The 25,782-nt window shown below is 51.3% G+C and carries 22 protein-coding genes; 14 read left to right on the forward strand and 8 right to left on the reverse strand.

The genetic code is table 11. The annotated features are described in order from the left end of the window. Positions 1 to 9: 9 nt before the first annotated feature. Entirely contained in the window at positions 10 to 1,455 is a 1,446-nt protein-coding gene (locus BP71_RS02320) for an ATP-binding protein (RefSeq protein WP_496376183.1), read from the forward strand. Between the two features lie 11 nt (positions 1,456 to 1,466). Here the strand turns inward: BP71_RS02320 and BP71_RS02325 are convergent, their stop codons facing one another. Next, complete coding sequence (locus tag BP71_RS02325; RefSeq protein ID WP_496376185.1) at positions 1,467 to 2,117, reverse strand: succinate dehydrogenase/fumarate reductase transmembrane subunit; 651 nt, start codon at positions 2,115 to 2,117, stop codon at positions 1,467 to 1,469. A 32-nt stretch (positions 2,118 to 2,149) separates the two neighbouring features. Next, positions 2,150 to 2,602 carry a cupin domain-containing protein gene (locus tag BP71_RS02330; protein WP_496376187.1) on the reverse strand — a complete coding sequence of 151 codons (453 nt, stop codon included), beginning with the start codon at positions 2,600 to 2,602 and terminating at the stop codon, positions 2,150 to 2,152. A 502-nt stretch (positions 2,603 to 3,104) separates the two neighbouring features. Between BP71_RS02330 and BP71_RS02335 the strand changes: the two genes are divergently transcribed. From BP71_RS02335 to BP71_RS02345, 3 genes are read left to right on the forward strand one after another with little or no spacing between them, the layout of a single operon-like run. Next, positions 3,105 to 3,536, forward strand: a complete 432-nt coding sequence (locus tag BP71_RS02335; protein ID WP_496376189.1) for a hypothetical protein — start codon at positions 3,105 to 3,107, stop codon at positions 3,534 to 3,536. 18 nt (positions 3,537 to 3,554) lie between these two features. Then, on the forward strand, positions 3,555 to 4,007 hold the full coding sequence (locus BP71_RS02340; protein ID WP_496376191.1) for a hypothetical protein: 453 nt from the start codon (positions 3,555 to 3,557) through the stop codon (positions 4,005 to 4,007). A 16-nt stretch (positions 4,008 to 4,023) separates the two neighbouring features. Continuing rightward, a complete protein-coding gene (locus tag BP71_RS02345) occupies positions 4,024 to 5,670 on the forward strand; it encodes a tyrosinase family protein (protein ID WP_496376193.1) in 1,647 nt (548 codons plus the stop codon). A gap of 169 nt (positions 5,671 to 5,839) precedes the next feature. Here the strand turns inward: BP71_RS02345 and BP71_RS02350 are convergent, their stop codons facing one another. From BP71_RS02350 to BP71_RS02360, 3 genes are read right to left on the reverse strand one after another with little or no spacing between them, the layout of a single operon-like run. Beyond that, entirely contained in the window at positions 5,840 to 6,643 is an 804-nt protein-coding gene (locus BP71_RS02350; RefSeq protein ID WP_496376195.1) for a polysaccharide deacetylase family protein, read from the reverse strand. After that, positions 6,625 to 7,362 (reverse strand): glycosyltransferase family 2 protein, encoded by a 738-nt coding sequence (locus tag BP71_RS02355; RefSeq protein WP_496376197.1) that lies wholly within the window; start codon positions 7,360 to 7,362, stop codon positions 6,625 to 6,627. Before BP71_RS02355 ends, BP71_RS02350 begins: the two co-directional genes overlap by 19 nt. Continuing rightward, positions 7,349 to 8,503, reverse strand: a complete 1,155-nt coding sequence (locus BP71_RS02360; protein WP_496376199.1) for a glycosyltransferase family 87 protein — start codon at positions 8,501 to 8,503, stop codon at positions 7,349 to 7,351. Before BP71_RS02360 ends, BP71_RS02355 begins: the two co-directional genes overlap by 14 nt. 611 nt (positions 8,504 to 9,114) lie before the next feature. Here BP71_RS02360 and BP71_RS02365 point away from each other — a divergent pair. The 4 genes from BP71_RS02365 (at position 9,115) to BP71_RS02380 (ending at position 15,034) form a co-directional block, all read left to right on the forward strand. Further along, positions 9,115 to 11,490 (forward strand): TonB-dependent receptor, encoded by a 2,376-nt coding sequence (locus BP71_RS02365; RefSeq protein ID WP_496376201.1) that lies wholly within the window; start codon positions 9,115 to 9,117, stop codon positions 11,488 to 11,490. Between the two features lie 36 nt (positions 11,491 to 11,526). Beyond that, on the forward strand, positions 11,527 to 12,762 hold the full coding sequence (locus BP71_RS02370; protein WP_496376203.1) for a DUF4374 domain-containing protein: 1,236 nt from the start codon (positions 11,527 to 11,529) through the stop codon (positions 12,760 to 12,762). 75 nt (positions 12,763 to 12,837) lie between these two features. Then, positions 12,838 to 14,097, forward strand: a complete 1,260-nt coding sequence (locus BP71_RS02375) for a PepSY-associated TM helix domain-containing protein (RefSeq protein WP_496376205.1) — start codon at positions 12,838 to 12,840, stop codon at positions 14,095 to 14,097. Between the two features lie 58 nt (positions 14,098 to 14,155). Further along, entirely contained in the window at positions 14,156 to 15,034 is an 879-nt protein-coding gene (locus BP71_RS02380) for a helix-turn-helix domain-containing protein (RefSeq protein ID WP_496376207.1), read from the forward strand. Positions 15,035 to 15,040: 6 nt separating this feature from the next. On the opposite strand, the gene BP71_RS02385 is transcribed toward BP71_RS02380, so the two are convergent. Next, the gene (locus tag BP71_RS02385) at positions 15,041 to 15,442 is read right to left on the reverse strand and encodes a nuclear transport factor 2 family protein (protein ID WP_496376209.1); all 402 of its coding nucleotides are present in this window, start codon (positions 15,440 to 15,442) and stop codon (positions 15,041 to 15,043) included. Between the two features lie 85 nt (positions 15,443 to 15,527). On the opposite strand from BP71_RS02385, the gene BP71_RS02390 reads away from it, so the two are divergent. Continuing rightward, a complete protein-coding gene (locus BP71_RS02390) occupies positions 15,528 to 16,352 on the forward strand; it encodes an AraC family transcriptional regulator (RefSeq protein ID WP_496376211.1) in 825 nt (274 codons plus the stop codon). Here the strand turns inward: BP71_RS02390 and BP71_RS02395 are convergent. Both BP71_RS02395 and BP71_RS02400 read right to left on the reverse strand, forming a co-directional pair. Further along, positions 16,344 to 18,104 carry an ABC transporter ATP-binding protein gene (locus tag BP71_RS02395; RefSeq protein ID WP_496376213.1) on the reverse strand — a complete coding sequence of 587 codons (1,761 nt, stop codon included), beginning with the start codon at positions 18,102 to 18,104 and terminating at the stop codon, positions 16,344 to 16,346. The genes BP71_RS02390 and BP71_RS02395 overlap by 9 nt on opposite strands. Before the next feature lie 57 nt (positions 18,105 to 18,161). Then, positions 18,162 to 18,743: a DinB family protein gene (locus BP71_RS02400; RefSeq protein WP_496376215.1), complete on the reverse strand. Its 582-nt coding sequence runs from the start codon at positions 18,741 to 18,743 to the stop codon at positions 18,162 to 18,164. Positions 18,744 to 18,785: 42 nt separating this feature from the next. Between BP71_RS02400 and BP71_RS02405 the strand changes: the two genes are divergently transcribed. The 5 genes from BP71_RS02405 to BP71_RS02425 all read left to right on the forward strand — a co-directional run bounded on the left by BP71_RS02405 (position 18,786) and on the right by BP71_RS02425 (position 25,641). Further along, positions 18,786 to 19,448, forward strand: coding sequence for a hypothetical protein (locus BP71_RS02405; RefSeq protein ID WP_496376217.1), 663 nt, complete (start codon positions 18,786 to 18,788; stop codon positions 19,446 to 19,448). Between the two features lie 252 nt (positions 19,449 to 19,700). Continuing rightward, positions 19,701 to 20,111, forward strand: a complete 411-nt coding sequence (locus BP71_RS02410) for a hypothetical protein (RefSeq protein WP_496376219.1) — start codon at positions 19,701 to 19,703, stop codon at positions 20,109 to 20,111. A 146-nt stretch (positions 20,112 to 20,257) separates the two neighbouring features. Next, on the forward strand, positions 20,258 to 20,839 hold the full coding sequence (locus BP71_RS02415) for an RNA polymerase sigma factor (protein WP_496376221.1): 582 nt from the start codon (positions 20,258 to 20,260) through the stop codon (positions 20,837 to 20,839). A 110-nt stretch (positions 20,840 to 20,949) separates the two neighbouring features. After that, a complete protein-coding gene (locus tag BP71_RS02420; RefSeq protein WP_496376223.1) occupies positions 20,950 to 21,918 on the forward strand; it encodes a FecR family protein in 969 nt (322 codons plus the stop codon). Between the two features lie 243 nt (positions 21,919 to 22,161). Then, positions 22,162 to 25,641: a TonB-dependent receptor gene (locus BP71_RS02425; RefSeq protein ID WP_496376225.1), complete on the forward strand. Its 3,480-nt coding sequence runs from the start codon at positions 22,162 to 22,164 to the stop codon at positions 25,639 to 25,641. Positions 25,642 to 25,782: the final 141 nt, after the last annotated feature.

The raw sequence follows: 25,782 nt of genomic DNA on the forward strand, positions 1-25,782 counted from the left end.
ATTGATGAGATGGCTTCTGCACTGAACAACCTCCGAAACTGGCTTGGTATGAAAGACGAAGAAACGGAACCGGAAACACCTCCGGCACTCGCACCGGCGCCGGAAGATCAGCCGAGCATGACCCTGGCCGATACCGGCAGGACTCAATCCAACCTTACCCTTGGCCTGGCGCAGGTAAGGCAGGTGCTGGAAGGCAGGCTGCGGGAGCATTTTGGTAAAGGAGCCTTCAAAATGGCCGATATGCAGCTTTATGACGACGATTCACCTTTGTTCAACAAACTAAGCGAATGGGAATTGTCGGTAGAGGAGTACCTGACGCTCATGATCGCGCTGGCACCGCATTTGCACCCCAACTTTTATGATGCCATCATCCGGCAATTCGTACCCAAAGACAGCGAGTTTCCCGAATTTGGAGGAACCAGGGGCGAGGCGTACCGCGGTATGCTGCCTACCGGCGATACGGTGCTGTTTATGCTCGCCGGGCCGGATCTGCCTGCGAGGATGGCGGTAAGGCGGCACATTCTGGATAGGCAGAACGTGCTGTTCAAAGAGCAGGTGCTGGTGATGGAGGAACCGCCCGCTGGCGAGCCCGACACGAGCGGACGACTGATTATCTCCCGTGATTACATCGAACTTTTTACCACCGGGCAGAAATGGAGACCGAGATTTGGCCCCGGATTTCCGGCGCAACTGATTTCGACGGCTATGGAGTGGCCGGAGCTGGTGTTGTCTGAGCCGCTGCGCGGGGAGTTGGAGCAGATTTATAACTGGTTGAAATACAATACAAAACTAATGGAGGATCCGGCGCTGCAGGCCCGGCTGAAACCCGGTTACCGTGCCTTGTTCTATGGGCCGTCGGGTACGGGCAAGACGCTGGCGGCAACGCTGCTGGGTAAACGCCTGGACCTGGACGTGTACCGGATCGATCTTTCGCAGGTGGTTTCCAAGTACATTGGCGAAACCGAGAAAAACCTCCAGACTCTTTTTGAAACAGCCGCGAACAAGCAATGGATCCTGTTTTTTGATGAAGCGGATGCATTGTTTGGCAAACGGACGGCCGTAGCAAGCTCCCACGACCGGTATGCCAACCAGGAGGTTTCTTACCTGCTGCAACGTATCGAGGACTATCCGGGGCTGGTAATCCTGGCTTCTAATTTCCGTAACAACATGGACGCCGCATTTACCCGGCGTTTTCAGGCCATGATCAATTTTGTAATGCCCACGCCGCACGAACGTACCCTGCTCTGGCGGCAGACTTTACCCTCCACGATCGAGATAACCCCGGATCTGTCGGTAGAGGAACTGGGTGCAAACTTCGAACTCACAGGCGCTTCCATTCTGAATGTGGTCCAGCTTGCGGCAATCCAGGCGTTATCTGCCGGACAGCCGTTGAGCAAAACACTACTGGTGCAGGAGATCCGGAAGGAATATGCCAAGGAGGGCAGAACTTTGTGACTTCACCTCACTCATAATGGATAGAACAGGCCGGTTAAGGACCCCATGATCAGGAAAGTAACCACGATACCTGTCCCGAATATCAGCATGCCCTCTTTTTGAAACCGTATCAGTAACAGATCGTTATCGGAAACCTGCGCAAGCTCCGTACGGCGAGCATAATGCGCACAGGCCAGGTGCAGGAAGGCGCATAGTACCGACAAGGTGTAGTAGGGAATGAAAAATAACTTTTCGGGGTAATGGACTGCCACACCGGCCGCAAAGTAAAAGTCGGTTTCGATGTGCCATTTATAGCGCGCCATCATTACGGCAGCTACATGATTGATCAGAAATAGCGAAAGGTAAATGCCGCTCAAAGTTTGCGCAATCACGTAAAATGGCTGTTTTCGGAAGCCTTTCCTGGCAACAAGCCTTAACCCGCTTGGAATCTGGAAGGCGATGCTGGTGAGCAGGAGTACCTCTACCAGTGGAAATCGGTACACCAGTCTGAAATATTTCATGACCGTGATGTGTAATGCGGGACCACCCAGGGCGAAGAGGTGGTTGGTGAGATGTAAAAGCAGGAACACGGCAATCAGGACACCGCTGATTCGATGGAGCTTTTTGGTATTGGGAAACATGCAGTTGGGGTAAGGGATAAAGATCCGTGTTTTGCGGGCCAACCAGGCCCGGTTGAGTGGCGGGGAGTGGAATGCTAATTTTTGGATGTTTTCGCGGGGTATTCGGGAGTGTAACCGCTCCGGCCGTCTTTGATCAGGAAGAGGAGCAGGACACGGGATGGTTTGTCTTTCAGGTTGTTGGCGGCGAGGGAATGAATGATATTCCTTTTTTCAAAAAACATCTGTCCGGTCTTGAAGATTTCCGGTGCTTTGTGGTCCAGTCCGATCTGCACTTCGCCTTCCAGCACATAGCCAAAGAGGTCGCAGTCGTGCCGGTGGCTTACGGTATCCTTTGCACCGGGGGCTATGGTGAGTACCGAAGATTCGAGTTTGTATCCTTTCAGGTCCGGATCGGTGAGCCATTCGTTTCGAACCGTTTCAAAGGACAGCGGTTCTTTCGCTGTGGCGGGTTGGGCGGGGCTATGGTTGTGCTGAGCGAATGCCGCCGATGCGAAGAAAGAACTAAAAGCAATCATTGAAAATTTCATACGAAGTCCGATTTAAGTGATACAGGTCAAATATACTTGCTGAAAGCGCATCGGAGGTAGACCATTCGTTAATAAACCGGATAGTCCAGCCGGAAAAATGTATTGAATTAAGAAATGCTGACGGCCGGATGTATCGCGAATGCCTTCGTTCAGAAGAATATATTATTGAATTTTTACCACCATTAATTATTATGACATTAATAATATCAATCATTAATAATTACGAAAGCAATTATTAAACGGGAAGCGTATTGGTAAAATGTTTTGCTACTTTTAGCGAAAATGAAATGGATAGAATAAGAAATTGAATCTGTTTCATTACTCCTCTCCCTCCTTGAAAGTACTAATACACGATTATAGGTTTAATTAAGACAAAAGCAAGCGCGGATTGCTTCAATAGTATTTTGATTGAAGAAAAGCGGTCCGGATTTGCGGTTCTATTTATCAATGAATGGATAAATAAACAGTAATAATTAATGTAAACACTAATCCTGTATTGACGATGCTCAACGCAAATGGCAGCCTTGCTTCAGGTCTCTGGACTTACCGGAGCCTGCTCAACAATCCCGATCTCTCGGTTGATTTCAATTCACTGGAATTCGGAAGGGGAAACCTCCTTATCGAAACGACCCCGGCCGGCCGGTTGACCGGAAAGATCTATGATACCGGTTGGGAACTGGAACTGAAAGGTTCTATCCAGTCCGGAAGCCCAGCCACACTCTGGTTTCAGGGCTCCGGAGTCGTCAGCGGCGCGCCCTGGGTTTACGACTACCTGTGCTATCTTGTGCCGTATATACCTAATGGCGTAAAGCAGGTACCCGCGCTGGTGGGTAGCGTCACGCGCGCCATTCCCCATCCCGACGGGCAGGGCGGAACGAGCCCGGCAGGCGTGGTTTGCTCTTTTTACGCGGTGCTGCAACCACCTGTTTCCTGATCCTGGTTTCTTTTCGAAATGGAAAAGAAAGCAGGAGCGGTATCCTGTAACTGCGGGAGTGCAGTACAGGACCAGCATGTCCCGTCTACCGCGGGGAAAGTGACGACTACCGCGAAAGCAGTGCCATCGATTTTAATGAGTGTCCTGATCGCATTCTTTCCGAAGTGCCCGTTTTGCTGGGCGGTTTACATGAGTATGTTCGGAAGTGTAGGGCTTGCAAAACTCCCCTATATGGGTTGGTTGCTGCCTGCATTGATGGTTCTGCTTGCATTTCACCTCGTGATGTTATGGAAAAGAACAGCCCGGCATGGCTACGTGCCTTTTGTATTGAGTTTGCTCGGGTCATTATCGATTGTCGTAGGTCGCACTTACTTTCCGTTGCAGGAATGGGTACTGATTGCCGGAATTGCCTGCATTGTTTCCGGTTCATTATTGAATAGCTTTTTTCAAATCCGTTTTATTAAAGTATAAATCAAATCTCAACAAAATGATGTCAAACCAACCTAATCTTCGTGTAAGACGCTCGCTTGTCGAATTGGAAAATGAATATGCAAATGGAAATAAAAAACCGCTGGAAGATCTGATGCGTGCCTGGAAGGGAATCAAAGCGCTTCCGCCGGATGATGAGAAGTCATTTTTTAAACTTGGCGGCTTCCATGGTGAGCCGTTTCGCGGTGCGGGCTGGGGTAGCAGTGCCTATTGGGGAGGCTATTGCAACCACGGCAACGTCCTGTTCCCGACCTGGCACCGCGTGTACCTCGTGAAACTGGAAGAGGCATTACAGAGCATCGCCGGATGCGAAGAAGTGATGCTGCCTTTCTGGGACGAAACCAGTGACGAATCGATCAATAACGGGATACCCTGGTCGCTGACGGCTGAGAATTTCGAACTGGATGGCCAGACGATCCCCAACCCGCTGCGCTCGTTTATTTTTCCAAAGAATATTACGGATTCCATCAATGGCGATAATCCCAATTACTCCAAACCGTTGGGGTATGAGACGGTTCGCTATCCATTGTCGGGACTGGTAGGGACCGCACAAGACATTGCGAATACCAAAGCGCACAATGCCCAGTTTCCGGACTACACCACCAACGTCGGCATTCTGAATCAAAACGTCAAAAACTGGTTGGGGTCACATATTACGGTAGATGGCAAGATGATCCCGACCAATGTTGCCAAGAAATTCAAGGACTGCCTTGACGCGCCTAATTACACTGTTTTTTCCAATACGACTTCGGCCGGGCAATGGAACTCCGACCGTCAGACGATCGATCCGAACACCGGGCAACCCATTAAAAATGACCCCTATAAGATCGTTGTTCCCCTGGAATCGCCTCATAACAGCATCCACCTGGCCGTGGGCGGTTGCGATGTTCCGGGTTACGACCGTTCGCCGATCGACGGTTCCAATGGTGATATGGGTGAAAACGACACCGCCGGGCTGGACCCGATCTTCTATTTCCACCATTGCAACGTCGACCGCGTTTTCTGGCTTTGGCAGAAGAAACACGGTTTTACCGATCATCTTGAAATTATACCGGAATATCCCGGAACCAACACGGTCGACAGCCAGGGACCGACGCCGGGGATGGCCCCCAACTCCTGGCTCTCGCTGGAAAGCCCGTTGGCTCCATTCAGGAAAGTAGAAAACGGAGTGGAACGGACCTTTACCTCTCTGGACTGTATCAACATTGAAACCCAGTTTGGCTTTACCTATGGTCCGGGCTCGCTCGATAGCCATGCGAAGGTCAATGCACTGGCGGTAACGCCTGCTATTCCGGCCCGCACCATCAAGGTGAGCCGTATCAACCGGGCACCGATCCGCGGATCATTCATGGTTTCCGCATTCCTGACCTACAAAGGTGAACGCCTGCATTTGGGTACCGAGGCTGTTTTGAGCCGGTGGGATGTACAGTATTGTGCCAACTGCCAGACCCATCTGGAAGTAAAGGCATTTTTCCAGCTTCCGCATCCGGAGGGCGAACTGAGCAAAAGCTTGCTCGATGCCGATTACAAAAACGTGGAGATCGAGATCAGAGGAAGAGATGGCGTCATTGCAGGTAGCAATCAGGCCCCGAAGATGCTTAGTGAAACACGGCCAGTGACGGGTTTCCATTTGGAAATTGTTTAGGAAACAGGTTCAAGCCACGCTCGGCGAAGCACGCTGTTTGGAACAAAGCGTGGGTGAATAATGCATTTGGCACCGCAGGTGCCTCCTCACGAGCAAGGAGGCACCTGCGGTGCCAAATGCATTATTGGAGATCGGTCGTTTTTATAAACAGGAAGCCGCCCTGCGGCTGTTAATCAACAGCCTTTTCTGACAAAACCCGTTCACAAAATGCCCTGGATGTTATAAAAACCGCATTTTGCGTGAATAAATTTTGAATAAGCCTGTCCAGTTTAGCCGCCAGCCGCGCACCATCGGGCTTTTTGACATACCCGGGCAACTGATACCCGCCTATGTCGGCAAACTCCCACGGGTGAAAATAAAGCATCAGGTTTTTCCTCTTTTTCAGAGTAAAGCGGCACAATGCGTTGTACCACGCGGTTGGCAGGTTCTTGAACGATAGCCAGAATAAGGGAAACCGGAGATAAGGCGTCGTGGAGCAGGGAAGTTCGATCAGCCCGTTTTCGATGCCTGGCAGTGGATTTCTGCCGAGGAGGTTGTAACGACCTGGCAGCCAGGTGGGATTAATGGACGAGTCATACAGAAATCCCCATTGCCTTAACGCATAGACATCGAATGGCCGTAAACGGGGCATCCGGAAGCCGGAAATGGTTTGACCGCTCACGGCTTCGAGTATTTTTTTGGATTCCAGAATATCCGTAATCCGAAACTCGTGGCCGGGGGAATGATAGAGTGCGTGCGAGGCAATTTCATGTTTTTGAGCCAGATAGCGGACCAGCTCCGGGTTTCTGCGGGCGAAATGGCCGGTCGTAAAAAAAGTTGCAGGTACCTGATGTTTGTCCAGAACAGCCATAACCCGTTCCATGCCTGCAAGGGTCACCTGCATCTGGTCGTGATCCGAAACTTTTTGCCCATACTCTTCCGGAATGTCAAATTCTTCCAGGTCAAAGGTCAGCATTACGAAAGATCGCTCCATATTGCGCTCATGATTGTGATCCGTGCAAAGCTGACGGCTTCTCTGAAAAGTACCTTCATGCTGAAATCAGTAAATACGATGGTCGATTTGGGACAGACCTCTACTTTTTCGATGCCGATGCCCTTCCTGATCAGCTTGCGGATCAGTTCTACTTCAAAGACAAATGTATTGGTTTTGGTTCCCTGGATTTCAGGGAGTATTTCACGCCGCATGCCCTTGATACCCGCCTGAGTGTCGGTAATGTGCCGGTTCAGCAGCAGTCGGTTCATCCATTGCAGTCCCTTTGAAAATAGTCGCCGCTTTAAGGGCAGTTTTTTGAAATACGCACTACTGCGGTTGCCATATACAAACCAGCATTCGGGGTTCCGGTTGAATATCTCCACCATTTCGACGACGGGCTGGGTACCGAACGGGAAATCGATATCGGTGTAGATAATAAAGCGCCCGCCGGCGCGCACTGTTCCCTTGCGGATTGCCGAGCCCTTGCCTTCGTTGACAGGGTTGTCGAGGAACACGACATTCGGTATCAGGTCCAGGCTCGCGAGTTCGGCGCGGTCGAGTCGGGTAGAGCCGTCATTGGAAATAATGTACTCGATGGTGGTTCCGGGCAGTTTTTCGCCAAGCTCGCTGATGCACGCCTGAAGCGTCTCGCACCATCCGGGCGCGGGATTGTAGCAGGGAAGCACGATGCTGATTCCCGGCAGTTCATGGGTTTTCATGTTGTTGATGAAGTAGTAATTGTATTTGAAGAACGACCCAGACGAGCACGCATGGGATCACTTTGATCAGGTAGGGCTCGAAGAAGTTCCGCCGCAGCGCGGGCGGGTATATGTCTGTCGGCGCCAGAATGCAAAACACAAACACGAGCACGATCAACACCGTCGACCATGGCGCCATACGCTGTCGGTTCACGATGTGGAAGAGCACCACGCCCGGAATGGCGATCACATAAGTAGGCGATTCGGCGGCGTGGTTGAACACGATTACCCAGAGCGATGCATAGGCCAACAGCAGCAAACGTTGCTCTAAGGTCCGGTACTGGTTGCGGATAAAGGCCAGGAGCCACGTTATGCCGAACAGTACGAGTCCTGCCAGTTGTACTTTCGTCACGTCGTCGGGCGAAAAGGCTGGGAATCCGATCTTGATCAGTCCCATGATCGAGAAACCGTAGTTTACCTGGTGGTCTTCGACGAGAATGGTGTACCAGTCCTTATAGATCTGGGTAAAATAATCCAGCCCGGTCAAAGGAAGCGGGAGCACGGCAAGGACCACACCCCAAAGCAAAGACCAGGCGATGTAACGGCTTTTGTTGGGATAAAATAGAAACAAACCGGCGTAAATCAGTCCGTAGCCTTTGATGCAGAATGCCAGCAAAGGGAATAGCGCGGCCCATTTTAGTTTGTCTTTTTCAAAAAAAGTAAATGTGAACAGACCCAGCGCAGCAATGAGCGGGTTGGTTTGCTGGCCGTGCAGCGACGTGACGAGTTCAAACAATATGTACCACCAAAAGAAAACCTTTTGCGGGTAGGTGATCGGAAGGCTGCGGACTGCGTAGAATAATGCGGCTGCGCAGCACATCAGCCAGAGTATGAGGCTTATGGGTGTAGGCAGCAGGGAAAACGGCGCGAAAAAGACGCAGAACGAGGGATTATACAAAAAAAGGTCGAAATACTCGTCGGGGTAGCCGAGGTGCAGGTTTTTGTGCCCGATGAGATGCCAGAGCGCCGCCCGGAAAATCTGGAAATTGTTGTATTTGAGAGGGCCTCCGGCGTAATGCTGAACACCGATAATGACGCTGAGCAGGAGGTACACGCCGAGGATTATGTTCTCGCGGGAGAAGAAACCGGAGAGTCGTTTCATTCAAAATAATTTGTTAGAGCGTGGGTTTTGGTCCAAATATATAGGGTGGCAGACCAATGAAAAATGCAAAACCGGGCTGTTGGCATATTCTAATTTTTTCCTAATATTCTGTAATCAAGAGGACGTTGCAGGAAGACGGCAAATCGACCAGGCTTCCGGGAATGGATGCAGAAGGGGGATTAAAGGTTGTAACCTTTACCGAAAATTGATAAACTATTGCACTATTTTGATCATAAAGCACTGCCGATGAACGCTTGGGACTGCGGAATCCCGGGATAATGGGCAAATGTGCAGATTGTCCAGCTAAACCGGCAAATTGTGTAAGCAGAACTGTGGTAGAGGGCCTACTTTTGTGCCACTATTTAGAATGAGTCTATTTATTAATAAAAATAGGCCAAGAAGTTGTAAGAAAAGTCCTGTTCGGTTGACTGGTCCGTTACGCTACTATCAGTCTACAATAACGTACAAACCCTCAAAAAGAAACGAAGTATGATCTGACATTCTCCCACATCCCACCGATATAAAATTGAAGTAAAAAGCCGGATGGCTGGAACCCACCCGGCTTGCTGCGCCAGGGCGCATTACTTGTAAACGCTGAAACATTTAAAGCAATGCAAATTAGCAAAATTCTGCATACAGGGCTTCTTTGTGCCTTGTCATTCGTCGCCTTTGCCCAGCAGGCGGATGTTACATTATCGGGGCACGTCAGGGCGGAGGATGGCGAAACGCTTCCCGGTGCCTCGGTGAGTCTGAAAGGGACATCGCACGGCACATTCACCAACCCCGATGGCAAGTACACCCTCGAACACCTCCATCCCGGCTCGTATCAGTTGCTGATCTCTTTTATGGGTTATCAGACGCAGTCCCGGCAGATCAGCCTGAAAGCGGGGGAACATGCCAAACTCAATTTCAGGCTTGTGTCCGAAACCCGGGAGCTGGAATCGGTATCGGTAATCGGCCGCACCGAAACGAAGGAGATCAACCGGCAGGCCTACAATGTCACGGCGATTGATGCCAAAAAGCTGCAAAACTCGACGCTGGACCTTTCCCATGCCCTCGACCGCGTGTCGGGTGTGCGTGTACGGGAGAGCGGCGGAGTAGGGTCGAATATGAATTTTTCGCTTAATGGCTTCACCGGTCGGCAGGTAAAATTCTTCCTGGACGGTGTGCCAATGGACAATTTTGGCTCCTCATTCCAGCTGAACAACATACCGATCAACCTTGCGGAGCGCGTGGAGGTGTATAAGGGCGTAGTGCCGATCTGGCTCGGGTCTGACGCTTTGGGCGGGGCCGTGAACATCGTGACCAACACCCGGCAGAACAGCTACCTGGATGCTTCCTACTCTTACGGTTCGTTCAACACGCACCGGACGGCGATCAATGCGGGTTTTACCGGTAAATCGGGCTTTACGGCGCAAGTGAATGCTTTTCAGAACTATTCAGACAACAATTACTGGATCAATGTAGACGTCGCGGATGTGCATACCGGCGAGTATTTCCGGAACCAGCGGCTGAGACGTTTCCACGATACCTATCACAATGAGACGGTGATCGCCCAGGTGGGCGTAGTGGGTAAAAAGTTTGCCGACCGCCTGCTGGTGGGTATTACCCTCGGCAAGAACAAGGCCGAAATCCAGACCGGTGCGCGGATGGTGAGCGTCTTCGGACAATGGCACCGCAAAGGCAATATCGTAATGCCGAGTTTGAAATACCAGAAGAAGGACTTGTTTGTGAAAGGCTTGAATGTCAATGTATCTGCCAATTACAACCTGGGCCAGGAACAGAATGTGGATACGGTGTACCGCCGTTACAACTGGTTTCAGCAGTTCAAACAATATGAAGGCAAAGGAAGCGAGCGCGAACGGTCGCTGTACAAATTCCGCAACAACAACGGTCTGGCCACGGCCAATGTGACCTACCAGCTTGATCCCCGGCATTCGGTGACCATCAACAATGTCTACAATACCTTCAACCGGAGAGGGGAGGACGAGCTGTTTCCGGACGCCGCCAAGTATGAGCAACCGCGGATTAATGCCAAAAATGTATTGGGATTAGGTTATAAATTCGATTACAGCGAACGATGGAATACCTCTGCATTCATCAAACATTTCTCTCAGCGCAACAAATATTCCGTCTCCTACAACCCGACCGGCAACTGGGGCGACGAAGCCTTTCTCGTGCAGAAAAACAGTTTCAAAAAGCTGGGCTACGGCATTGCTTCTACGTACTTCTTGTTTAAGAATTTTCAGTTAAAAGGCTCATTTGAAAAAAGTTACCGTTTGCCGGAAACCGATGAGCTCTTTGGTGATCTGCTGAACCTGGAAGGGAACATCAATCTGAACCCTGAAACGAGTAACAACTATAACCTCGGTTTCAGTTACCAGGGTCATATCAACCGGATCCACCGGTTCAGCGTCGATGCCAATGTGCTGTACCGCGATGCGCAGGGTTTTATCCGCCCTAAGTTAAATGCAAACCAGACCAAGCAGGTGATGGACAATCTGGCCGATGTGACCAACTTCGGGGTGGATGGGGAAGTACGCTATTCGTTCCGACAGCTGCTGACCGCCGGCGTAAACCTGACCTACCAGGACCTGCGCAACAATACGCGGTTTGAAGACGGCTACACGACCGAAAGCCCGCTCTACCGGGACCGCATTCCCAACATGCCGTTCATGTTCGGTAATGCCGATGCGGCGGTATTTCTCAAAGACCTGGGCAGGAAAGGCAACACCCTGACATTCGGCTACAACCTGCTTTACGTACACGCCTACTACCTCTACTGGCCGAGCCTGGGCAGCGACAAGCTCGACATTCCGCAGCAGCTGAGCCATGATGTGAATGTGGTATATGCAATGGCCGATGGGAAATATAACGTCTCGCTGGAATGCAAAAACCTGTTCGACTCGAAACTCTATGACAATTTCAGTTTGCAAAAGCCTAGCAGGGGTTTCTATGTCAAATTACGCTATTTCATCAGTAAATAATTCTTATCAATTCAATAATCCAATCAAAATCAGAAAATGAAAAAGTCATATTTGAAGTGGTTTTTAGTAGTGGGAATGGGTGTAGCCCTGGGTGCGTGCAGCAGCGACGACGATAACAATACGCCAACCCCTGAACCGGGTACCGGCACACAGTCGCGGTATGTAGTCGCATCGGCACCGGTAGGCTCACAAGGCGTAGCGGATTACCTGCTCACTACCAGCGATCTTAGCCAGGGAACGATCAGCACCGTGGGCCAGGGTATCGAACAGGATGGTTCCTATCGCTACTACCTGACGCACAAAGGCAAGTTTTTCAGCCTGTTGTACGGCCAGGGCAACCCCGGTGCGGTTACGACCTATGCATTGGATGAAAAAGGCGGACTGGTCAAAACTTCCGACTTCCAGAGCGAAACCGTGCAGGTTTTTGCACCGTCGGGCGACGATATCCTCACTATCAAGGTGCCTAGAAGCGGTAATGAGAGCGCTTCCTGGTTCCGGATCAATGCCGACCAGTCTAAAATCGTAGCGGAAGGGCAGGTCAACATCGTGAAACTCGCGGGCAATGGCGAGCGTGCCCACTTTACCTGGGCTACGCAGGTGGGTGACAAGGTTTTTGCTCCCTACATGAGCATCAAAGGTGCCGCACCGGATGTATTCGGGACCGCTTATCCCGATAGCAGCTGGATCGCTGTTTTTTCCTATCCGTCCATGACACTTGAAAAAGTGATTAAAGACAACCGTACCAGCTTCATCGGAGCCTATTTCAACAATGGTTTGTCGGTGGACGAAAACGGCGATGTATACGCTTTCTCGCCTGCATCGGCTACCAACAGCGGCGTTGCTACCACTACCAAACCTTCCGCATTTGTCCGCATCAAAAAAGGAACTACCGAGTTCGATCAGAGCTATTTCTTCAATGTTCAGGAAAAATCGGGGGGGTATAAAATTGCCAACCAGACCTATCTGGGCGGCGGCAAATTCCTCCTGTACATGTTCGGAACCGTCAATACGGCAACGGGTGCGAAGAAGCTGGCTATCGCAGATGCTTACAATCAGACATTCGCATGGGTAACCGGCGTTCCGGACGTGATCGCGTCCTCGTCGGCATCTTATAACAACAATACGATCAGCGATGACAAAAAGAGTGTTTTTGTAGGTGTAAACACCGACGCCGGAAGCTGGGTCTACACAGTGGATATCGCCACAGCCGTAGCCAGGCAGGGTTTGAAAGTCGAAGGCGGGGCAATTACCGCTATTGTTAAGGTCAAATAGTTTGGGTTTAGAAGTACTACAAACCCCGCCGCCCATCAACGGGCCGAGCGGGGATTTGTTTTGAAACAGCGTCCTATGTCAAGTTTTAGAAAAATTAACAACTGGCTGCATCTCTGGCTGGGCCTTATTTCGGGGATTATTGTTTTCATCGTTTGCGTGACCGGCTGTATCTGGGTTTTCAACGAGGAGATCACCGCGATGCTCGAACCTGCAACGCGCATCGAGAGGCAGAACAAGCCGGTGATCATGCCTTCCCAACTGATGCAGATCGCGGAAGCGGAATACCCGGGAATGAAAGTTTCTTATGCGACCTATCAGCAGGGCAGGGCGATTTATGTGGGGCTGGGAGAACGCCGCGGCCCGAGCGCAACCATTAAAGTGAACCCCTATACGGGTGATGTGGTCAGTAGAAAGATCCATCAAAAAGGCGAAACCGACTTTTTTCGGTGGGTACTCAATGGCCACCGGTTCTTATGGATGCCATTTGAAATCGGCCGGCCGATCGTCAATTACGGCACGCTCGTGTTTGTGGTGTTGCTTATTACCGGACTGGTTTGGTGGTACCCGAAAAAATGGAGCCGAAGCACTGTCGATAAGAGCTTCAAAATTAAATGGAATGGCTCTTTCAAGCGGGTCAACCTGGATCTGCACAATGTACTCGGCTTTTATTCGCTTCTTTTGCTGCTCGCCATTGCCATGACCGGCATGGTGTACGGGATCAAATGGTACAGCGAGGGGCTTTACTGGGTAACATCCGGTGGTGACCCGCTGCCGGGCCGCAACCGGGAAGCGGGATCGGATTCGCTGATGGCCGGAAAATTCTTCTCTCCGGAGCAGGCCATCGACAAAGCCTGGAACAAGGTGATCACCCGGCATCCGAAATCGGAGGGTTTCTATTACTCCTTTCCTGATGTTAAAAAGGCGTCTTCACCCATTTTCGTAACTGTTTATCCCAACAGCGGACAATTTTATAACAATATCGGCTACACATTCGACCAGCATACTGTGAAAGAGCTGCCGCGCGATAAAGTGTACGGCGCGCGTTTCGGCCAGGCAGGATTCGGGACAAAGCTCCGAAAGATGAACTACGATATCCACGTGGGTAGTATTTTGGGTTTCCCCGGAAAGGTACTCGCATTTCTCGCCAGCCTCATAGGTGCGAGCCTGCCCGTGACCGGTTTCCTGGTTTGGTGGGGACGCAAAGGTTTTGGCAAGAAAAAGGGGCGGCAGGGCAAAACCGGGAAATCCGTTGGCAGAGCGGTTTCGACGGGGACAACACCCAGGCAGAAGTTTCAGCCATCGGCGGCTAAAAAAGCCCCGGTTACGGAACAATAGCGGCCCGGCGATTGTCGATAATAGACGCGGCACAGGCGAGCTGAGAATGACAAGAGATATGGAGTACAGAAGTAGCAGATCAAAACAGGAACAACCGCGTGAAATGCAGGCGAACGATTTTCCGCTGCACGACATGGGGGATGCCTTTTTTGCTGTGACGACGATCGAAGATGGCGATGAACATTTTTTTAACGGTGTTCATCGCCACGATTTTTATGAGGTGCTGTGGTTTACCCAGGTCAAACCCAGGCAGTCGCATTACATCGATTTCAATAAATACCCCATTGCCGGCAACCAGGTCTTTCTGCTGCTGCCCGACCAGGTGCACAGCATGGACCAGCGCGACAAACACGGTTTCCTGATGGCGCTTTCAAAGGACTTTTTCGAGCGGCTGATCGGCAATGATATTTTCAAGCTTTTTCAATATTCCACCAGTTTTTCAGTCACCGTTCCCGACTGCCGCATTCCCGTCCTGAATACACTCATGGACCTGATCCGCATTGAATATTTGGAAGCGCAGCGGCCGGCGATACTGGAATCCTACCTGCGGAGCTGGTTTTTGCATTGCATAGAGCTGCAAAAGGAAACCGGCGATATTTCCCCGCGCGATCCGCGCATGCAAATGCTCGTCGAATCCATCGAAACCAATTACCGCAGGCAGCGCAAGGCGGATTTTTATGCCAATGAGCTCTCATTGAGTGCCAAACGCCTGAATGAGCTCACGCGGGAGTCCTTCGGGAAAACCATCAGTCAGATGATCAACGACCGCCTTGTGCTCGAAGCCAAGCGTGAAATAGGATACTTCGGCAAACCCATCAAAGAAATCAGCTATGAACTCGGTTTCTCGGAACCGGCATATTTCACCCGTTTCTTCGGTAAACAAACCGGCTACGCACCGGAGGATTTCCGGAAACGTATGGCGGCGCTTTATGAGTGATGCCAATCATTCAAAACCAGAAAAGAATCCATCCACCTCGTGCTGATTCTCGGGGAAGTTGTACACCTCGGTGATTCGTCCGTCCTCTATTTTCCAAAGCAGGCATGACATTCCCTTGAATGCGGGGTAATCCGGGTTGGTGCTCCAATTGAGGTGGCAATCTATAACGTAATGCTCGTTGGCGCCCATCACGATCGGGCTGGCCCGGAATTCGGCTTTTCCAAGCTGTGCAAAGTATTCCAGTACTTCCGGAATGCCTTTCTTGACCCCGCTGAGCGGATGCCGGCCGGGGATCGACCAGCGAATATCAGGAGAAAGGATGTTTCCGATAGCGGCATGGTCCTCGCTGGCGTAGGCTTCGAAAAAGTGGTGGATCAATGCGATGTTCTGTTCAAATGATTGCATCATGGTATAATTAGTTTTGGAGGCAAAATTAGATGTGCCTATTTTGGGAAAATTATCCTAACAGGACTAATATTTGCTCCAAACGGCCATGCCCCGACAATTTGTAAGCTGTTCTTCTCTCACCGCAAATCCGGAGGAGCCATTTGTGATATACCACCAGGAATTGGGCCGCTTCCATACCGACTGGCATTCTCATGCATACGGTGAGCTGGTGTATGCGGAGCAGGGCTGCATCCATTTGAACGCTGCGGGCAGGAAGTTACTCGTTCCTGGCCGCTATGCCGTGTGGATCCCTCCTGGGACGTTGCACGAAATGTGGTCGGACAGCCCGCATCTGCAAATGCGTGCGGTTTGTTTTCCTCCGGTATGGTCACCCGATTTGAAAGATGAACTGGCGGTATTTCCCGTATCGGGCCTCATGCGCGAAATGATCCGGCATACCGGACAATGGCATCTGGCCGGGCAGGACCGCCGCGAAGTGCACACTTTTCTGCAAGCCATGCAGGATCTGCTGCCATCGGAGCTGTCGCAACGCATTCCGGCTTTCCTGCCATCGACCGCCCACAACAGGCTGGCACCGGTGTTGGACAGCATTCAAAAACGTTTACACAAAAAAGTATCCATTCAGGAGCTTGCACGGGATCATGGCATGTCCGTGCGGACTCTGACACGGCTGTTTACCCAAAATCTGCGTGTGTCTTTTTCAGTCTACTGCAAGATTGCCAGGATCATGAAGGCACTTGAACACATCGAAGAAGGGACATACAATGTCTCCGACCTGGCGATGGCGACGGGCTACGAGAGTCTGGCGGCTTTCAGCAACTCCTTCCTGGAAGTGTGCGGGACGCGACCACTTCAGTATATGAAAAGCCGTTTGCCGGAAACATATTTGTCAGACCCTATCTCAAGATAAAGTGATGGTGGGGCGCCGCTCGCCCACCTGTTGCCGCCATATGGAATAGTAGAGTCCTTTCTGTTCCAGCAATTGCTGATGCGAGCCGGATTCGGAGATTTTGCCTTTTTCCAGTACATAAATGATATCCGCGTGCATGATCGTGGAGAGGCGGTGGGCAATGAGGATGGTCATTTGCTGCCGGTTGGCCGAAATGTCCCGGATTGTAGCGGTAATTTCCTCTTCGGTAAGGGAGTCGAGCGCGGAGGTCGCCTCGTCGAAAATCAGAAGCTGCGGCTGCCGGAGCAATGCGCGGGCAATGGACAGGCGCTGCTTTTCGCCGCCGGAGAGTTTCATGCCGTTTTCACCCAGCACCGTGTCCAGTCCGTGAGAAGCTTTCGCGACCAGGCCCAGCGCTGACGCTTTGCGCAATGCCTCCGTCAGCTCGTCCTCCGTAGCTCCGGGCTTGACGAGCAGCAGATTGTCGCGGATCGTGCCTGCATAGAGCTGTGTGTCCTGCGTTACAAATCCGATCTGCCTCCGCAATGGATTATAGCGAATTTGCGTGGCCGGGGTTTCGTTGAAGTAAATATCCCCGCTTACGGGCGTGTACAGGCCCACGAGCAGTTTCACGAGCGTCGATTTGCCCGAACCCGAAGGACCCGCGAACGCGATCGTTTGTCCGATCTGTACCTGGAAGGAGATGTCGTCGATGGCATTGTACCCCGCTGTTTTATGCCTGAAAATAATGTGGCGGAAACGCAGGCTTTCCAGTTTTCCCAGTTCAATGGAGTCCTCCGGCCGCTTTTCGACCGGCTTCTGCATCAGGAGGTCGAAAGTTTTCAGCGAAGCATCGGCCTCCCTGTAGAGGATGATCATATTACCGAGTTCCTGCAAAGGCGTGAAGATGGCCGTTGAGATAAACTGCATCGCAATGAGCTCGCCGGTACTCAATACTTTACGAAAAATCAGCCAGAGCAGAATAAAAAGGATCGATTGTTTCAGCAGGTTGAGCATATTTCCTTGCAGGAACGACAGCATGCTGACCTTTCGCGCTTTCTGCATTTCCAGCTCGAAAATCCCGGCAGTCAGCGCATTGAGGCGCCTGATCTCGGGAAATGTGAGCCCGAGGCTTTTCACAAGCTCGATGTTCCGGAGACTTTCGGTGATCACACCCGCCTGTCGCTCGGTTTGCCGGTTGATAGACCGCTGAATGCCTTTGATGCGCTTCGAAACCAGGCCCGTCAGCGATCCCAGCAGCAGCACACCGACAAAAAATACCGGCACCAGCAGCCAGTTGCGGTTGATACTGTACCACACCAGGAACCCGACACCCACCAGCGAAGTAAACAGCACATTGATGAAGGAGTTGATAAACCGCTCCGCATCCGTCTTTACTTTTTGCAGCACCGAAAGTGTAGTCCCACTGCGGCTCTCCTCAAACTCCTGGAACGAGAGCCGCAACGTTTGTTTCAAACCATCATTGAAAATAAACATTCCGAACCGTGCCACGGCCTTCCGCATCACATAATCCTGCCCCGCCTTGCAGAGGCGCGCCAGCACCGAAATGCCCAACGCCAACAACAGCCATTTCAGTACACCGTGGATTAGTTCCTGCTCCGTGAGCTGTTGCCGGTTTACGCCATACTGATCGATGATCTTGCCGAAGATCACCGGATCGATCAGCGTTAGCAGCTGGGAGATTCCCGCCAGCACCAATGCGAAGGCAATGAGCGGGTAGTGGGGGCGGAGGTATTTGAGGAGTAAGCGCATGGATTATCTGAATATTTGTGTGCGGGCGTTCAGGTAAGTGGGCACGCAATCTTGCATTCACCTCATCCTCAGCCCGAAATCAAACCGCTTATCGACAATCCTCCGCAAAATCCCGATCTGTCCGCAGTGGTACATGGTGTGTTTGGTGTTCCAGTCGATGGCTTCGAACTTGGTTTTGGCAATGGGGTGCGGAGTAGGGGTTGGTTCCAATGGGTTATTGAGTTCCGCGGGTGTGAGGGTCGCCAGGATGGAGAGTGACTTCTGTTGTATCGTTTTCAGGTCGGCCAGCAGTTGCGGCGGGTTGAATTTTCCCACAGACTGTTCGGCGAAGGAGATAGTGAACAGGTCGCTGTAATCCTTAATGGGCATTTGCCGGAGCATGTCCATCTGATGCCCGCGGATGACCATAATGGAATGGAAGTAATGACTGACGATCAAATGCCCGACTTGCCAGGCTATGCTCGACTCCACAGTGTCGGGGATGATCTCCCATTTTTCGAACGGGATAGTTTCGACCAGTTTGTTGGTCCATTCGTAAGCGTTGGCGTTTTGGTGAATAAGGAGTTCGAGTCCGGTCATAAAATATAGGTAAAGAATTGGTTTGGGTACGTTGAGCGGAATGGCAGACGCTATTTGCATTGGGTGTAAATTGTCTATTTTTGGGGACATCTCAAACGGAATATGAAAGCATTGCGATTGGATAGCACGCATTGCGAGGATATCGACGACTTGCTGGCGGCCATAGAACAGGAATTCAATATCCGGTTTGAAGACGCAGAGTTTTTAAATATGACCACATTAGGTGAAGTCTTCGATCACGTGACATGGAGAATTCCGCTTGAGCACGATGGTTTCTGTACAACGCAAAGCGCTTTTTATAAACTTCGTGCTGCCATTGCCGACATGGGTTACCAGGGTATTGTTACACTCCGGACTGAATTGGAGGATATCATTCCGCATGAGCACAGAATTTCAAAATTCGCTCAGTTTGAAGCAAATCTTGGACTGAAACTGGACGTGCTACGCCCACCGTTTGTCGTTGAGGCCGGGCTCACGTTGATTAGCGTGTTTTCACTGATCGGCGTGTTTGTCGAATGGAAGCTGTTCGGTCCGTTGTTTTTGGTGAGCATATTCGTGTACCAGCTCGCGTGGAAATTCGGAAAGAAATTGCAAATGAAAACGGTCGGTGATCTGGCCAGGACCATGGCTGCTAATCACTACTTTAAGCTCAGACCGGATTGTAAGGCGATCAACCGCAATGAGTTCAGGGAAATCCTGATCAGCAGATTGAACCAGAACTACCTCGGGGAATCGAATTGGGTGACAGCGGAAAGTCGCTTCTAAGCCATTCGGGATAAGCATTCGCCCTGGCTGCGGTTTCCACAACGTGAGACAAGCCGATCTTGTAATGATCAGGCTCGTTAGGTCGTCGTTGTCCTCAATCAGCAAATTTCTCGTTCCGAATCAGAGCAATGAAAATTTCCAGGATCAATTACACCCATTAGGTTAATGCGTAATCTACTAATTCTTACAACATTGTTACTTCATGCCACAAGCTGCCAACGTTTGCGACCGGCCGGTTTTTGGGGGGGCTTCATGCCTCAATTTTGTCTGGCAAACGTTTCCGATGCAGGTCCTTTTGGTGGGACTACTGCGATGTACTGGAAATTGACCGGGGGGTCGGTATTCTCGGAAAAGGATTTGTTCGCATTTGCATCCCAAAATGGTTGGAAATATGTAGATGCAATCAAAGTTCCCGCCGATACGGTCAGTACGTGGGTTTCAGGTGAACCAGTCTTCCCATTTGCCTACACGGATTTTACGGATGATGACATTACCTTAACTGCCTTTCCAAGATGGATCGAATCGGAAATTGTGGTTCACAGATTCAAAACAAATTGGATCGCGGTGGAGCCAGGTAACGTGCGTGAGACAAGGGTTAACGGCTACATCGTGCTCAGTTCAGATAAAAAACAATTATCCGTGTATCACCTCTGGGGTGAATAAGAGATAGACCCCTTTGTGCGTTGGACTTCGCTATCAGAACGTAATTAAAACCGATAATTTATCATGGATAATATCATTAAATTATAGAAGTCTTTCGCTTTTGCGGGTATATTTCTGGGAAACATTTCATCAAGATCAGTACATCCGTGAACCACCTTTACAGCAGCTATTCCGAGGAAGCATTGATGACGTTGATCTGTGAAAACAACGAGGAGCTGGCGTTCAGGGAGTTGTACCGACGGCATGTGCGGATCCTGGTGCATACCGCCATCCGGAAAACAGGCCTGAAAACGGTAGCGGAAGACCTGGTACAGGAAACTTTCGTGAAATTCTGGCTGGGCAGGCATAAATTCGACATCCACAAAAATATCCAGGCCTACCTGCATGGCACCCTCCGTCATTGCATTATCAATTACTATCATCAGGAGCAAAGAAAACAAATTTCGACGCTGGGAGAGGAGGATTTTCTGCCGGATAATGACACCAGCGAGCACCTCGACTTCAACACGCTCCACGAGTTCTATGAACAATCCCTCCTGAAACTCCCCGAAAAATGCCGGGAAGTGTTTACCCTCAGCCGCAAAGGTTACAGCCTGAAAGAAATCGCTGCCCAAATGGAGATTTCAGAAAAAACGGTGGAGGCGCACATCAGCAAAGCATTGAAAATCCTGCGGGTTGAAATGAAGGATTATATCGCGCTCGCGTTGATTTTTCTCCCTTTACTTTGACATATCCTATTTTTTGAAAAAAAATTTCTATTGGACTAAGGGTTCGGTGCCGGTTTTCCGGACTGTATTGTTAGTTGCGCAAATAAGTGTTAAAAATACACCTAAAACCCATGACCCCTGAAACCCTTAAAAGGTACCTCACCAACCAATGCACCGAGGAAGAGCGCAAGCAGGTAAATGAATGGTATCAGCAGCTGGATTTTCCAGCGGAGGAGCCTTTTGCTGACGCCGACGAAAACCGGCTGTATCGCAGCATCCGCTCAGAACTGGAAAGAAACGAACCACAGGTTCCGGTGTGCCCAACCGTGAGCATCTGGAATTACGTAGGCCGCATTGCGGCCGTCTTGCTACTGGGGATGGGTATTTTGTATTGGATGTATCGAAAGCCGGTCAGTGTAGCGCTTGAAACGCCCGGGGCCGTGCCCGGGGAAGTCTCCTTCGCAAACCGGCAGGCGAAGATTATTCCCTATCTGCTGCCCGACAGCACAGTGGTCTGGTTGCATCCCGGCGCGGAGTTGCGTTATGCCCAGACATTTGTGAAGCGGGCTGTGCGGTTTTCCGGCGAGGCCTTTTTCGACGTCAGACGTGACCCGGCGCACCCGTTCATGATCAGCTCGGGCGACATGCGGACGAAGGTGCTCGGGACGAGCTTTAATGTGCGTGCCCTCAAAGGGGACCCTACCTTCAAAATCTCCGTTGTGACGGGCAGTGTGCAGGTGAGCGACGCGAAGAAGCAAAAGGTAGTCGTGCTAAAACCAGCCGAGGAGGTGGTTTTCGAAACAAAATCAAAGCAGCTCACGGTCAGGCAGGTAAAAGAGACAGAGGCAGACAAGGAACTTTGGCAGTCGGCTTCGCTGGTATTCGATGAAACCCCGATGACGGAAGTTGCCGGGCGGCTCATGCATACCTTTCATGTGAAGATCGATTTCGCTGACCCGCATCTGGCCCAATGCCGCCTGAAAGTGGATTTCTCGCAACAACGCCTGCCCGAAATCCTGGACATGATCGATACGCTGCTGGGCAGCACGTACCGGTTGGAAGGGGACCGGATAACGTTCAGCGGGGATGGTTGCCGGTAGGTGTGGCTGTGCCTGGGTGACGCCGGGAATTGAGATCGTACTATTAAACCGTAAATCAATAATCTATGAAAACATAATTACCACCAACCTCTACATTTTGGTCAAAAAAATCAGGAGTGATTGCGACACTCCTGATGGTAACTGACTAAAAACCTCCCTCGAACGTGTGGTTCACAGGCTTGCCGGACGGCAGGCCTGGCGGGATTGTTATTTTCTAACATTTCACCCAGTCAATGTAAAATTATGAAAAAACCTTTTCATCCCTGGCATGGATTGCTACTCCGGATCATGCGCCTGACTTTCTACCAGTTATTATTAATCAGCTTCTGTTCGGTGATGGCGCTGGCCAGTCATGCGCCCGCACAGGAACTGCTGAACCGTGATGTGACCTTAGAGCTGAAAAATGTGACGCTCAACGAAGTATTGAGCCGCCTGGAACAGGATACCAAGGTAAAGTTTGCGTATAGCAGCAACCTTGTCGGCCTGAACCGGGCGGTAACCATCGAGGCACGGCAGGAAAAGCTTTCCATTGTACTCGACCGGCTCCTGGCGCCTCTGGATATCAGTTACCGGGTGCGGAGCAATCAGATCCTGCTCTCACGGGCGCAACGCAAAACCGGCGCACTGCCGGAACCTGCGGCTGTCCCGGGCATCGCTATTGCCGACCGCACCGTGAAGGGCACTGTGACCACCCCCGAAACCAACGAGCCGCTCCCGGGTGTGAGTATCATCCTCAAAGGCACGCAGCGCGGCACCACGACCGACGTAAACGGCAAGTTTCAGCTCGATGTGCCGGATGAGAACGCGACCCTGATCTTTTCTTTTGTGGGTTATTTGTCGCAGGAAATCGCTGTGGGCAACCGCACCGACCTGTCGGTCGCATTGGCGCTCGACACGAAGGCGCTGGACGAGATCGTGGTTGTGGGTTATGGTACCCAAAAGAAATCGACATTAACCGGCGCCATTGCCGCCGTAAAAGGCAGTGACATTGCCGAAAACCCTGTGCCGAACATTTCCAATTCCATTGCCGGCCGCGTGGCGGGTGTGAGCATGCGCCCCAACGGCGGGCAGCCCGGCTCGGATTCGCCGGAGATCCATATTAGGGGTATCGGTACCACGGGTAACAACAAGCCACTGGTGGTGGTCGACGGGGTGATCCGCGACAATATCAACCAGATCGACCCGGGTTCGATTGAGACGGTTACAGTTTTGAAGGACGCTGCCGCCGTGGCACCCTACGGCTTGGGTGGTGCCAACGGCGTGCTTTTGATCACTACTAAAAGAGGGGCTGCCGGAGCACCCACATTGAGTTTCAATGCCTATTATGGCTCGCAAACGCCGACCTACTACCCCAAGCTGCTAGGCGCCCAGGATTATATGCGGCTTAAAAACGAAGCCTATCTCAATGAAAATCCCACCGGGACCCAGCTCCCTTTCGCGACTGACCTGGTGGAAAACTACGTGAACCTGAATCGTGAAGATCCGGACAAATACCCGATCAGCAACACCAAGGAGCTTGTAAACATGAATGCGCCCATGCAGAACTATGCCTTGCAGCTCAGCGGGGGCTCGGAGCGCATCAAGTACCAGACCGGATTGGGCTTTCTGAAACAAAACGGGATGTTCGATCCGGTGAAGTACATGCGTTACAGCTACAACATGAACCTCACCGCGGAGGCGACCAAAACAACGACGGTATCGTTATCGCTGATCGGTTCGGTGGAGCGTATTTCGTCGGTGGACACCGCGGTGTCGGCCGGGAACTTGTTTCGCAACGGATTTAAGTACATTCCGATACGTTCATTGTATTACAGCAATGGTCTCTGGGGGGAATTTGCGGGTAACTCACCGGTGGGTGTGCTGAATGCGGGTTATACCAAAAACGGAAACAACACGCTGCTGACTACGATCGCGATCGAACAGCGCCTGCCGTTTATCAAAGGATTGAGTATTAAAGGGACATTCAGTTACGACCCCAGCCAACGGACCAAGAAAGGGTACCACAAACCATTCTACTACTATACCCAGGACCTGACCACAACGCCATACACCTACAAACGCGAGATCTCCACAGCGGAAGGCGGCGCGGCGGCATTCTCCTGGCTGGCGCAGCAGTTTATCAAAACACAGACATTTACTTACCAGGGATATCTCAATTACCACAACACGTTTGGCAAACACGACTTCACCGGCTTGCTCGTGGCCGAGGCACGGAACAACACTTATGAATTGTTCTCCGCACGCCGCAACAATTTCGCCGTGGATGTGGACGAGCTGAATATGGGTAGTTCCAATAAAAATGATTTCGACAACGGAGGAACCTCTTCAACCGGCAGTCAGATCGGCTACGTGTACCGTGTAGGGTATGCGTACGCGGGCAAGTACCTGCTCGAAGCGTCGGGCCGGTATGACGGGCATTACTATTTCGCACCCGGCAAACGTTGGGGATACTTCCCGGCATTCTCGGTGGGGTGGGTAATTTCCGAAGAGAATTTTCTGAAAAATGGCTTTAACTGGGTCGATAACCTGAAAATACGCGGTTCATGGGGGAAATCCGGGAACCTGGCGGGAACGGCATTTCAATACCTGACGGGTTATAACCTCAATGGTAATGCCTATGCATTCGGTCCGGGAGCCATGGTGCAGGGGGCGGTAGTGCCCAATGAGGCCAACAAAAACATTACCTGGGAGATTTCCAATAAAACGGATATCGGTCTGGAAGCGTCATTATGGAGGGGTTTGCTCACGATCGAGGCCGACTATTTCCACGAAAAACGGACTGGAATGCTGTTGCCACCCGCAGTGAGCGTGCCGGTTGAATATGGTCTTGCGCTCGCCGATGAAAATGGCGGCACTATGGAAAACAAAGGGATAGAGCTGAGCCTGGGGACGAATTACCGGTTTCAGAACGACCTGCGGCTGGGGATCAATGGCAATATCAGTTTTGCCAAAAACAAGATGATCAAGGTCTTCGAAACCGCCGCGACGCGCAACAATCCGAACCGCAGGCGCACAGGCCGGGCACTGGGCACGCAGTTTGGTTATAAAACCGACGGGCTGTTCAGCACCGGGGACGACAAGAACGACGACGGCCTCATCAACGCGGCGGATGGCTATAATGTGACCCAGTTCGGGGTTTTGCGCCCCGGCGATATCCGGTATGTGGACGTAAGCGGCCCCCAGGGTGTACCGGATGGCAAGATCGATTCGAACGACGAAGTCGTGATCGGCAAGCCGGTGTATCCGCTGCTGACCTACGGTTTGAATGCGACCGCCGATTGGAAAGGCTTCGATCTGAACTTGTTTTTCCAGGGCTCATCCCTGGCCAGCCTCGATATCCGTCAGTTTCAGACGATTCCGTTCAATAATAACAATAGCAATTCCAGTTACGAGTATTACGATAACCGCTGGACCCCGCAGACGCAGGACGCACGTTATCCGCGGGCAACCCAGGCACCCTATGCGAACAACACGCAGCTGTCGGATTTCTGGATGACCAGCACGGTGCATTTACGGCTCAAAAACGCCATCATTGGTTACACGATCCCGAAAAACATCGTGAAAGCATTGCGCATCCAGAATGTCCGGGTCTATGCGTCGGGACAAAACTTGCTCACGATGAGTAAGCTGAAATTCATGGATCCCGAGGTGGGTTACACGGACCGTGAAACGGCCTACCCGAACCAGAAGACTTACGTGTTTGGGCTTAATGTGACATTTTGATTTAACAAACAATGATTTGCAAATCAAAGAACCCGACGTTGCTGTCATCCTGAGTGAAACGGCCGTCGCCGCGGTCGAAGGGCCGTGCGATCGTGCCCTTACCCTTCGACGACGCTCGGAAGACAATCCGACAAAATCATA

This window comes from Dyadobacter ginsengisoli DSM 21015, assembly GCF_059568735.1.